The sequence below is a fragment of the Luteithermobacter gelatinilyticus genome (assembly GCF_005849285.1).
Lineage (GTDB): Bacteria > Pseudomonadota > Alphaproteobacteria > Sphingomonadales > Emcibacteraceae > Luteithermobacter > Luteithermobacter gelatinilyticus.
Genome location: NZ_CP040517.1, coordinates 2,788,508 through 2,800,652 on the forward strand (window position 1 = coordinate 2,788,508; position 12,145 = coordinate 2,800,652).

Below are 12,145 nucleotides of genomic sequence, written 5' to 3' on the forward strand. Positions count from 1 at the left end.
CCGGACACTCAGGCAAAATTCTTGGCGAAGGTGTCAAGAATACCTTTCAACTTCGCGATCGTCTCATCAGAAAGCTTGCCTTCGGTGCGAATAGTGTCCAGCACATCTTTATGCTTGCTGTGCATTTCCGCAAGGAAAGCTTCTTCGAAACGTCCGACGGCAGACACGTCAATGCCGTCCAGATAACCGTTCACGCCGGCAAAAATAGCCACTACCTGCTCTTCCACTGCCATCGGTGAATATTGCGGCTGTTTCAGAAGTTCAGTCAGCCGGGCCCCGCGGTTCAGCAGTTTCTGGGTCGCTGCATCCAGGTCAGAGCCGAATTGGGCAAAGGCGGCCATTTCACGATACTGGGCCAGTTCCAACTTAATAGTGCCGGCCACCTGTTTCATGGCCTTGATTTGTGCAGCAGACCCCACACGGGACACGGAAAGACCCACGTTAATGGCGGGACGAATACCCTGATAGAACAGTTCCGTTTCCAGGAAGATCTGGCCATCGGTAATGGAGATCACGTTGGTCGGAATATAGGCGGACACGTCCCCGGCCTGGGTTTCAATGATCGGTAGCGCCGTCAAAGACCCCGCACCGGCATCATCGCCCATTTTCGCCGCACGCTCCAGAAGCCGAGAGTGCAGATAGAACACATCCCCCGGATAGGCTTCACGCCCCGGCGGACGCCGCAGCAGCAGGGACATCTGACGATAGGCGACGGCCTGTTTGGACAGATCGTCATAAACGATCACGGCATGCATGCCGTTGTCACGGAAGAACTCACCCATGGCACAGCCGGTATAGGGAGCCAGGAACTGCAGCGGGGCCGGTTCGGAAGCCGTTGCCGCCACCACGATGGAATATTCCATGGCGCCACGCTCTTCGAGGGCTTTCACAATTTGCGCCACAGTGGAGCGCTTCTGCCCTACCGCCACATAGATACAATAAAGCTTCTTGCTTTCGTCGTCGCCTTCATTGACAGCTTTCTGGTTCAGGAAAGCGTCGATGGCGACAGCGGTTTTACCGGTCTGACGGTCGCCGATGATCAGCTCACGCTGCCCCCGACCAATCGGGACCAAAGCGTCCACGGCCTTGAGCCCGGTCTGCACCGGCTCATGCACGGATTTACGGGGAATAATGCCCGGCGCCTTGACTTCCACGCGGGAACGGGCCACGTCCGTCAGCGGCCCCTTGCCGTCAATAGGATTGCCTAGCGCGTCAACCACGCGGCCCAGCAGACCCTTGCCCACCGGCACGTCCACAATGTTGCCGGTTCGCTTTACCGTGTCGCCTTCCTTAATGTTGCGGTCGTCACCAAAAATCACGACCCCCACATTGTCGGCTTCCAGGTTCAGCGCCATACCCTGAATGCCACCCGGGAATTCAACCATTTCCCCGGCCTGTACATTGTCAAGACCATAAACGCGCGCAATGCCGTCCCCGACAGACAGCACCTTGCCAACTTCTGAAACTTCTGCTTCCTCGCCGAAATTGGCAATCTGCTCTTTCAAGATCTTGGAAATTTCCGCTGCACGGATGTCCATCATCCAACCTCTTTCATAGATTCTTCAAGATTTTCAAGTTTGGTCTTCAGCGAGCTGTCGATCATGCGGGATCCGATATTGACCACCATGCCGCCAAGCAGGTTTTCATCAATAGACATTTCCACATTCACGTCACGTCCGACCAATGATTTCAGTTTAGCCTTCAACGCATTCTGCTGAGTTTTTGTCAGGGCATGCGCCGTCACCACGGAGGCATTGACTTCACCTTTGTGATGCGCCAGGTGTCTATTATATTCACGGATGATATTTTTCAGCTGGCTGAGACGGCGGTTCCTGGCAAGCACCCCGAGAAAATTGGCGACCAGCTTGCTCAGCCCTGCATGCGACACGACGGCGTCCATAGCCTTCCCCTGTTCCTCACGGGAAAAGACGGGATTGGCGACCAGATTCGCAAGTTCAGGACTTTCATTAAGGAGCGCTTCAAGAGCAGCCAGATCCTTGGCCACATCATCCAGCGCATCTGCTTCCTTGGCAAGATCAAAAAGCGCAACGGCATAACGCCCGGCAAGACCGGAAATCGTCAGCTTTTCAGAAGCAAGGTTTGAGGCCTGTTCAGATGACACTTACGTCTTCCTTGGGTTAATTTTTTAAAACCGATCCCTGTCATGGCCCCTATGCCCAAATATGGTTTTCCCGAACACGGCTTTCCGGAAACGCCGTTTCTCGAAAACCCCTTCCGGGAGCGGGCTCCATAACAGTCAAAATTTCATCATGCGCGGGATACCTAGCACAGTGATCCTGAGACTGCAACCCAACTTTGCCCCATGATGTCGCGATTTGTTGTTTTTCTTCTCCGAATTTTCCTTTTCCTTAAAAAAAACTGATGGGGTCGATGTCGACCTGCACTCTCACCCCCCCGTCCAGGCGCGTGGAAAAAAGCCAGTTTTTTAACACGTTCTGTATATTTACCGTTTTTCCAGCCTTGACAAGGAAACGATACCGGTGTCGTCCCCTGAGATAGCTCAGTGGCGCGGGGGCCGGTCCCAGAATCATCACATCCCCACTCCGCGGCGCGCCCTGGGCCAAATGACGGGCCAAACGCAGCACCGCCTGATGATCCGTACCAGACAGAATCACGGCCGCCAGCCGACCGTAAGGCGGCATGCGCTGATGCTCCCGCTCTTCAGCTTCCTGTTCCAAAAACGCATTACGGTCCCCGGAAATTAGTGCCCGGATCACCGGATGGTCGGGCATATGGGTCTGAAACAGTACTTTTCCCGGCTTTTCCGCCCGTCCGGCGCGACCGGCCACCTGTTCCAGCTGCTGCCAGGTACGCTCTGCCGCCCGCGGATCACCGCCGGCAAGGCCGAGATCCGCATCCACCACCCCCACCAGGGTAAGGTCAGGGAAATGATACCCTTTAGTGACAATCTGCGTGCCGATGATCACATCCACCTCGTGGCGGGCAATGCTTTCGACCATCTCGCGAATCTCGCCGGGTCCGGCCAATTCATCACTGGCCATGACGGTAAGACGGGCCTCGGGAAACAGTCCGTGAACCTCTTCCGCCACCCGTTCCACCCCCGGCCCCCAGGGAATCAGCCTGTCTTCCGCCCCACAGGCCGGACAGTTTCTAGGGCGGTGCTGAGAATACCCACAATGATGGCATTGCAGCCGCCCCTGTTTTTTATGTTCCACCAGCCACGCCGAACAATGTGGGCAGTCCAGCCGATGCCCACAAGCCCGGCACAGGGTCAGCGGTGCATATCCCCGGCGGTTGAGATAAAGCAGCACCTGCTCGCCGCGCTTCAACGTTTCCGCCACCGCCTCACGCAGTGGAGCGGACAGCCATTCACCCCGGGCCGGCGGATGGGCCCGCATATCAATAGCCGTCATATCCGGCAGTTCGGCCACACCATGCCTTTCCCCCAGATACAGCCAGTCATATTTGCCGCTTTCCGCATTGACCAGAGTTTCCAGCGACGGGGTGGCGGAGGCAAGAATGACCGGGCAAGCCGCCTGATGGGCACGGACCACGGCCATGTCCCGCCCATGATACATGACCCCATCCTCCTGTTTGTAGGTGGGCGAATGCTCTTCATCCACCACCACAAGCATCAGATTCTGGAACGGCAGGAACAGTGCCGAACGAGCCCCCACCACCACCCGGGCCTGACCGCGGATCACCGCCCACCAGGCCCGGCGCCGCTGGGCCGGCGTAAGGCCCGAATGCCAGACCACCGGCGCCACCCCGAACCTGTCCCGAAACCGGTCCAGCCATTGAGCCGTGAGCGCAATTTCAGGCACCAGGACCAAGACCTGACTCGGGGAATCCTTATTTTTTTGCTGCAACGCCTCGTGAATGGCCTCGAAATAGACTTCCGTCTTGCCCGCGCCGGTCACCCCCTCCAGCAGACTGGCCCTGAAGCGGTGCGCGCGAACCAGGTCCCGGAAATGTCGGGCGGCTTCGGCCTGTTCGCGGGACAGAACCGGTGCCGTCAGACGGAGATCCGGTTCCGGAAAGGGGGCATCGCCGGCCACTTCCACCGGCTGCAACTGTCCCGCCTCGCGCATCCCCCGCAGTGTCCCTTCCCCCACGCCGGCCAGCTCGGCCCAGTCCTTCAGCGACAAGGCCATGTCCCCCAGGGCCGCCGCCCAGACCTTGCGTCGCGCCGGGGTAAGCTCGTCCGGATTGTCCACCGCCAACCTATATAAAGTGCGCATTTTGGGAGTCTGAAACGCCCGTGGCACAGAAATTGCCATTTTCAGCACCGCCCCCGGCGGCGAAAGGGTATAGGCCGCCACCCAGTCAATAAATGTCAACAGACTTTCAGGCAACGCCGGCAGCTCAAAACGCCCCAGCACCTGTTTCAGTTTATTTTCCGGCACCTCCGACGGCGGCGGATCCAGCGCCCACACCACCCCTTGCAGAATGCGTCCCGACAGCGGAACGGAAACAAAATCCCCCCGTCGCAGCGGCATCTCTGCGGGGGCCAGATAATCCAGTACTCCCTGCAGGGGCAGCGGCAGCAGAACCTGGAGTCGTCGTGCGGGAAAAAGACCGGTCACGGCATGTCGCTCATTAAAAGGTTAGGCCCAAAAGGTTAGCGCATATTTTTTGATCCCGCCCCGGGCGGTTTGCCCCACTATAGGATATTCTGTAAAATGGGCAATATCGGGCTTGCACTGAAATCCGTTTCGGGGTACCGAGTACCCACGATAATGCGCCGGAGAGTGTTTCAATTCCCCTTGGCAAGGATAGAAAGCCCTGGATTTTTGGAAAGGTACAAGAGACATGAAATTTTTCCTGGACACCGCAGAAATTGATGAAATCCGCACCCTGGCCGAAAGCGGTCTGGTGGACGGGGTTACGACAAACCCCTCTCTGATCATGAAATCGGGTCGGGATATTTTTGAGGTCACCCGTGAAATCTGCGAGCTGGTTGACGGCCCGGTCAGCGCCGAGGCGACCGCACTGGATTTCGACGGCATGAAACGGGAAGCCGACAAGCTTTACGCCATTGCCGACAATATCTGCCTCAAGGTGCCGCTCACCGTGGACGGGCTTAAGGCCTGTAAATATTTCACGTCCCAAGGCAAAATGGTCAATGTGACATTGTGTTTTTCCGCTTCCCAGGCGTTGCTGGCGGCCAAGGCCGGCGCCACCTTCATTTCACCCTTTATCGGCCGCCATGACGATATTTCCCAGGACGGCATGGCGCTGATCGAGGATATTCGGGTAATTTACGACAATTATGATTTCCGCACCGAAATCTTGGTGGCCAGCGTACGCCATCCCCTGCATGTGGTGGAAGCGGCACGGATCGGCGCCGACGTGGCGACCCTGCCGCCGGCAGTGATGCACAAGCTGTTCAAACATCCGCTGACTGATGTGGGGCTGGAAGCTTTCCTGAAGGATTGGGAAAAAACCGGCCAGAGCATCGCCTGACCCCGCTTCGCCCAAAAAGGTTTACGGCAAGAAAGGTTTATTATATGCCAGATGGTCTGAAACACCCCCAGGACGACCTTACCGCGACTCAGATCCGGGACTGGCTGCTGCGTCATCCTGACTTTCTGACCGGTTTCCTTATGGACCATCCGCATCTTCTGGCCCAAATGAACTGGCTGGACAATCCCGGAGAGACGGGGGAGAATGTGGTGGATTTTCGGGGCGCTATCCTGAAACGGCTGCAACAGGAAGTTCAGGAATTGCGGCAATTCCACGGGTCACTGATCACAGCCTCGCGCAATAACATGTCCACCCAGCTTCAAATCCATGATGCCGTGCTGGCGCTGCTGGACGCCGAAGATCTTGCCCATTTAAGCCACATCCTGACCCGGGACTGGCCACAGATCCTGAGCGTGGATGTAATTTCCCTGTGTTTTGAAGATGACGGCAGCTCCCCGCTGCCGTCTTTGCCGGAACTGCGCCGCTTGCGCCCGGGTCGTGTCAATGAACTTCTGGGACAGGAAGACGCCACCCTGTTGCGCGACAATATTCAGCCGGAAGAAGATGTCTTTGGCCCTGCCACCGGACTGATTCGGGCAGAGGCGCTGATCCGACTGACCCCTACGGCTCATACCCCGCCCGGCCTTCTTGCCTTTGGCAGCCGGGATGCGGATATGTTCACGCCCGGCCAGGGCACGGAACTTTTGCGGTTTCTTGAAGCCGTGTTCAGGAAATGCCTCATCAGATGGATGACACAGACCGCCTAGAGGACACACTTTCCCCCGCGCTGGCCCCTTTGGTACGGGGCTGGCAGGATCATCTGCGGGCCGAACGACGCCTGTCTTCTCATACCCTTGACGCCTATCTCAGGGATCTTGGTCAGTTTCTCGCCTTCTTGAACACCCATCTCGGCGGCTTCCCTGACAGAGCGGACCTTGCAACACTTGAGGTGCGGGACTTTCGGGCTTTTCTTGCGGAACGCCGCAACAGAGGTGTCTCTCCCACCAGTCTGGCCCGTAATTTAAGTGCGCTTCGGGCCTTTTTCAGCTATCTCAGGAAAAACAACATCCTGCAAAATGACGCCATCGCAGCCATTCGCTCTCCAAGACGGTCCAAGCGCCTGCCCCGCCCGCTGGGGGAGCAGGCCGCGCGCCAGACCCTTGAAACGGCCCGGGAGCACACGTCCCCTTCGCCCCGGGACTGGGTAGCGCATCGGGATGTGGCGGTGCTGACCCTGCTTTATGGCTGCGGCCTGCGTATTTCAGAAGCTTTGGACCTGGACGCGCAGGACTGGCCGACCAGGGACGACATGCTGCGTATCCGCGGCAAACGCGACAAGGAGCGGCTGGTACCGATTCTGCCGGTAGTGCGCCAGGCCGTGGAAGAGTATCGCACCCGCTGCCCTTTTCCTCTGCGGGAAGGACCACTGTTTCGAGGCGTGCGGGGCGGCCGTCTCAACGCCCGTAATATCCAACTGCTTCTCGCCCGGGTCCGTAGCGCCCTGGGCCTGCCGCCATCGGCCACGCCGCATGCGCTCAGGCATAGTTTTGCGACCCATCTGCTCACCGCCGGCGGCGATCTGCGCACCATCCAGGAACTGCTGGGCCATGTCAATCTCAGCACCACTCAGCAGTATACGGATGTGGACACCGCCTATCTCATGGACGTCTATAATCACACCCATCCGGGCGCTAAAAAAAATTAGCACAAGATTGCATCAGCAAAAACAAAATGGAAATAAATTAAAATAACACTATAAAATTGTTATAATGATGTCTCTTATCGTTTTCTGAATTAATATTTCATTTATTTTCTTTTTATGAGTATTTACAAATGCAACCTCTCTTTCCTGATTTGAAATCCGTTACTCCCACTTCCCTGCGTCAGGATCTGTTCGGCGGCATGACTGCTGCGATCGTGGCGCTTCCCTTGGCTCTGGCCTTTGGCGTGGCTTCAGGGCTTGGGCCCACGGCCGGCCTGTATGGCGCTATTGTGGTTGGTTTTTTTGCCGCGTTGTTCGGCGGTACGCCACAGCAAATTTCAGGCCCCACTGGCCCCCTAACCGTGGTCATAGCAGGACTTGCCGTCACCTATGGCCACAATCCAGATATGCTGTTCAGTATTGTTATGCTGGCCGGGATCATTCAGGCCTTGTTTGGCATCTTTCGGCTTGGCGCTTATGTGAATTACGTACCGCTGCCGGTGGTATCGGGCTTCATGTCGGGGATAGGCTGCATTATTATTATCATGGAGCTTCTGCCGGTGCTCGGGGATTATTCCCCGCATCAGGGCATTCCAGACGCCATCCAGTCCTTGCCCCATGCCTTTGTTGCTGTGGATATCTCCTCCCTCACACTGGGCGCCCTGGCGCTTGGCATTACCCTGATCACTCCGCGCCGCCTCAGTCAGCTCATCCCCGCCTCCCTGCTTGCATTGGTGATCGGCACCATCGTTGGGGCAACGCTTTTTCCAGAGCTTAAAACCATAGGCGAAATTTCCACCCGCCTGCCGGAACTGAAACGAATTGAGATAACATTCGCCGCACTACCAGGCATGATCACCGGCGCCTTCATGCTGGCGCTACTGGCCTCCATTGACAGCCTGTTAACCTCCACAGTGGCAGATCGCATGACCCGGCGCAGTCACCAGTCCGACCGGGAACTCATCGGTCAGGGAGTAGCCAACATGCTGGCCGGGCTGGTCGGCGGGTTGCCGGGGGCGGGCGCAACCATGCGCACCGTGGTCAACATCAAGGCCGGCGCGCAGAGCCGCCTGTCCGGCATAGTCCATGCGATTGTCCTGCTGCTGATCGTGGCCTTTGGCGCCGAACTTGCCGCCCATATTCCCCTGGCTGTGCTCGCCGGCATTCTGCTGAAAGTGGGGTTTGACATTATAGATTGGGATTTTATCCGGCGCCTTGGGATGTGGCCCCGGGATAAGATTTTCCTGATGAGTGCGGTGCTCGTCCTGACGGTGTTTTCTGATCTGGTAACCGCAATTGGTTTAGGCCTTATTCTCTCTCATATGATCTATTCCCGCCGCTTAGGTCGAAGCCAGTTGCAACAGATCCGGGCGTTTGAGGAAAGTCCCAATGAACCTACATATTTGGCTGATGTGGTTCAGGTAGAAACACCCTCCTCCGACCGTAAGGGCGTTACCCTGCATCTTTCCGGTCATCTCAGTTACGCTATCACCAAAGACCTGACCCGACTCATCAGTGAGGCGCTGGAACAGTATGACAAGCTCACATTGGATATGGAGGACGTCCTGTCCATGGACCTCAGCCTCGCTGTAACACTGGAAGAGATTCTACAAGCGGTGCCAGAAAAGCACCGGAGCCTTCACCTACGCTTGCGCGAAGGGGAAACCCAGAAATTGCTCAATGTGATTGGCCTGTTCAAACACATCCCGGCAGAAAACTTGCATGTGATTGCCGCGTAGGGATAACGGAAACATCTTTTTACATAACATAAAAAAACGGCCCGCGCGGGGCCGTTTCCATTTTCATAAAACCGTTAGGCCCCCCCTCACATATGAATCGGGCGTCCTTCGGTGGCCATGGCGGCTTCGCGCACTGCTTCGGTTTCCGTCGGGTGCGCGTGGGACGTATAGGCCACATCTTCGGCCGTGAGCCCCTTTTCGACGGCCAGCGCCAGTTCGGCAATCATATTGCCCGCATCCGCGCCGATAATATGTGCGCCGAGAATCTTGTCGCTCGCCTTATCGGTCAGGATTTTCACAAACCCGTCCGTTTGCAGGTTGGATTTGGCGCGGCTGTTGGCGGTAAAGGGGAATTTGCCCACCGCATAGTCCACACCCGCCGTTTTCAGCTGTTCCTCGGTTTTGCCCACGGCGGCCACTTCCGGCATGGTGTAGATCACGCTGGGGATGGCGTCATAATTCACATGCCCAGCATACCCCGCAATGATTTCCGCCACGGCCATGCCTTCGTCCTCGGCCTTGTGGGCCAGCATGGCCCCGCGCACCACATCGCCAATGGCGTAAATACCCTGCACGCTGGTACGGAAATGATCATCAATCTCCACCCGGCCGCGATCGTCCAGCTTGACCCCGACGTCTTCGAGTCCGAGCCCGTTGGTATAGGGCCGCCGCCCGACGGACACCAGCACCACGTCACATTTGATCTTTTCCGCCTCTCCGCCCTTGGCCGGTTCCACCGTTACGGTCACCGCCGTTTTGGTTTTCTTCACCTCGGTCACCTTGCTGGAGGTCTTGATGGTCATGCCCTGTTTTTTCAGGATCCGCTGGAAGGTTTTGGATACCTCCCCATCCATTTCCGGGGTGATACGATCCATATATTCCACCACCGTAACCTCGGCGCCCAGCCGCCTCCAGACAGACCCCAGCTCCAGCCCGATCACACCGCCGCCAATCACCACCAGGTGTTTCGGCACCTTGGGCAGTTCCAGTGCGCCGGTTGAGGAGACGATCTGCTTCTCATCAATCTCGATACCTGGGAGACTCGCCACATCGGAACCGGTGGCAATGATGATATTTTTGGCTTCCAGGGTTTTCTCCCCGCCATCATTCAGCGCCACATGCACCCGTCCCTGGCCCTTGATGGCGCCGGTGCCTTCGACATACGCCACCTTGTTTTTCTTGAACAGGAAAGCAACCCCCCCCGTCAGATCCTTCACGGTTTTGGCCTTGTGCGCCATCATGGCATCCAGATCGAGCGACACCTTGCCGGTTTTGATGCCGAATTTTTCCATGCCGTTGCCGGCTTCCTCGAATAGCTCGGACGCATGCAGCAGCGCCTTGGACGGGATACACCCCACATTCAAGCAGGTGCCGCCCAGAGCCCCGCGTTTTTCCACACAGGCCACCTTTAGCCCCAGTTGGGCCGCCCGAATGGCCGCCACATAACCGCCGGGGCCGCCCCCGATTACAACCACGTCATACATTTCACTCATTTTTCGTTTTCCCGTTAGCGGTTAGAGGTCAAGAATCAGACGCTGCGGATCTTCAAGATTTTCCTTGATGCGAACCAGGAAGGTCACGGCCCCCTTGCCATCCACGATCCGGTGATCATAGCTGAGCGCCAGATACATCATGGGACGGATCACAATCTGACCGTTCACCACCACCGGCCGCTCCTTGATGGCGTGCATGCCGAGGATGCCGGACTGTGGGGCATTAAGAATGGGCGAGGACATCAGCGACCCGAAAATACCGCCATTGGAAATGGTAAAGGTGCCGCCGGTCATCTCTTCCATGCTCAGCTTACCGTCGCGTGCGCGTTTGCCAAGCCGGGCAATTTCCGCCTCGATTTCAGAGAAGCTGAGGTTTTCGCATCCGCGCACCACCGGCACCACCAGACCGGCCGGGGTGCTGGCCGCCACGCCAATGTCATAATAATTCTTGTACACGATGGCATCATCGCGGATTTCCGCATTGACTTCGGGAATTTCCTTAAGCGCCTGCACACAGGCCTTGACAAAGAAGGACATGAAGCCCAGCCGCGTGCCATGTTTTTTCTCGAACACTTCCTTGTACTGATTGCGCAGGGCAATCACCGCAGACATATCCACCTCGTTATAGGTGGTCAGCATGGCGGCCGTGTTCTGTGCGTCCTTGAGCCGTTTGGCAATGGTGCGCCGCAGCCGGGTCATGGGCACCACTTCTTCCCGCGGCAGAACCTCACCATTGTCGCCGCGCGCGGCCGGGGCCGGAGCTGCTGCCGTCGGTGCCGCCGGTGCTTCAGTTTTCTGCCGCCCGGCCGCATACGCCAAGACGTCAGCCTTGGTGATCACACCGCCTTCGCCGGTGCCTTTCACCTTATCCAGATCAATGCCTTTCTCCCGGGCCAGTTCCGCAGCGGAAGCCCGCACCTTCGCCCCGGATGGGGCGGCGGAGACCGCCTTGTCCTGAGCCGGCGCCGCTACCGTTTCGGCAGCGGCCGGGGCCGGCCGCGGCGTTGTGCCAAGTGATGCCGCATCAATTTTTGCCAGAAGTGCGCCCACGCCCACCGTGGCCCCTTCCTGAGCAACAATTTCCTTCAGTTCCCCGGATACCGGCGCATTCACCTCCAGCGCCACCTTGTCGGTTTCCAGCTCACAAATCACTTCATCCTGGCTGACCCCTTCGCCTTCCTTTTTCAGCCATTTACCAACAGTGGCCTCGGTCACGGACTCGCCCAAAGCCGGCACATGCACCTCGACCAGCGTATCGCCGGACGCCCCGTTGCCAGAGCCGCCATTGCCGGATGTCTTGGACACCACCTCGGCGGACTCCCCATCCCCCTTGGCGCCGGCTTTATTCTGCGACGCGGGGACCTCTGATTTCGCTGACGGCGTTACCTGTTCGCCCTGTTCGGCAATCCGGGCCAGTAACGCGCCCACTTCCACGGTATCCCCTTCATCGGCAAGGATTTCCATGAGAGTGCCGGCCGAAGTGGCATTCACCTCAAGGGAAACCTTGTCCGTCTCCAGCTCGCAAATCGGCTCATCCATTTTGACGTTGTCGCCGACGGATTTAAACCATTTGCCGACTGTGGCATCCGTGACGGATTCCCCCAAAGCCGGAACCTGAATATCAATGGCCATAAGCCCAACTCCTTATCTTTATCTTTCCTGCGCCGGCGTTCGGTGTGATCCTTCGCCTTTTTTGATCCTTTTGGAACGACCGGCGCGCAACGGTTGTCACTCTGTTCTATGCCGGTGTCCCGGCTTGACCT

The 12,145-nt window shown here is 57.6% G+C and carries 9 protein-coding genes; 4 read left to right on the plus strand and 5 right to left on the minus strand.

The window, feature by feature from the left end:
* Nucleotides 1-8: 8 nt before the first annotated feature.
* From atpA to FE788_RS12595, 3 genes are all read right to left on the minus strand, one after another.
* Nucleotides 9-1,538 (minus strand): F0F1 ATP synthase subunit alpha, encoded by a 1,530-nt coding sequence (atpA, locus tag FE788_RS12585; RefSeq protein ID WP_138381401.1) that lies wholly within the window; start codon nt 1,536-1,538, stop codon nt 9-11.
* The gene (locus FE788_RS12590; protein WP_210413977.1) at nt 1,538-2,122 is read right to left on the minus strand and encodes a F0F1 ATP synthase subunit delta; all 585 of its coding nucleotides are present in this window, start codon (nt 2,120-2,122) and stop codon (nt 1,538-1,540) included. The genes atpA and FE788_RS12590 overlap by 1 nt, the downstream gene beginning before the upstream one ends.
* Nucleotides 2,123-2,369: 247 nt before the next feature.
* A complete protein-coding gene (locus FE788_RS12595; RefSeq protein WP_138380971.1) occupies nt 2,370-4,568 on the minus strand; it encodes a primosomal protein N' in 2,199 nt (732 codons plus the stop codon).
* 226 nt (nt 4,569-4,794) lie between these two features.
* On the opposite strand from FE788_RS12595, the gene fsa reads away from it, so the two are divergent.
* From fsa to FE788_RS12615, 4 genes are all read left to right on the plus strand, one after another.
* Nucleotides 4,795-5,448 (plus strand): fructose-6-phosphate aldolase, encoded by a 654-nt coding sequence (fsa, locus tag FE788_RS12600; RefSeq protein WP_138380972.1) that lies wholly within the window; start codon nt 4,795-4,797, stop codon nt 5,446-5,448.
* Between the two features lie 44 nt (nt 5,449-5,492).
* Complete coding sequence (locus FE788_RS12605; protein ID WP_138380973.1) at nt 5,493-6,215, plus strand: DUF484 family protein; 723 nt, start codon at nt 5,493-5,495, stop codon at nt 6,213-6,215.
* The gene (locus FE788_RS12610) at nt 6,194-7,153 is read left to right on the plus strand and encodes a tyrosine recombinase XerC (RefSeq protein WP_138380974.1); all 960 of its coding nucleotides are present in this window, start codon (nt 6,194-6,196) and stop codon (nt 7,151-7,153) included. Before FE788_RS12605 ends, FE788_RS12610 begins: the two co-directional genes overlap by 22 nt.
* A gap of 128 nt (nt 7,154-7,281) precedes the next feature.
* Nucleotides 7,282-8,889 carry a SulP family inorganic anion transporter gene (locus FE788_RS12615; RefSeq protein ID WP_138380975.1) on the plus strand — a complete coding sequence of 536 codons (1,608 nt, stop codon included), beginning with the start codon at nt 7,282-7,284 and terminating at the stop codon, nt 8,887-8,889.
* Between the two features lie 86 nt (nt 8,890-8,975).
* Here the strand turns inward: FE788_RS12615 and lpdA are convergent, their stop codons facing one another.
* Nucleotides 8,976-10,382 (minus strand): dihydrolipoyl dehydrogenase, encoded by a 1,407-nt coding sequence (lpdA, locus tag FE788_RS12620; protein WP_138380976.1) that lies wholly within the window; start codon nt 10,380-10,382, stop codon nt 8,976-8,978.
* A 21-nt stretch (nt 10,383-10,403) separates the two neighbouring features.
* On the minus strand, nt 10,404-12,014 hold the full coding sequence (gene odhB, locus FE788_RS12625; protein ID WP_138380977.1) for a 2-oxoglutarate dehydrogenase complex dihydrolipoyllysine-residue succinyltransferase: 1,611 nt from the start codon (nt 12,012-12,014) through the stop codon (nt 10,404-10,406).
* Nucleotides 12,015-12,145: the final 131 nt, after the last annotated feature.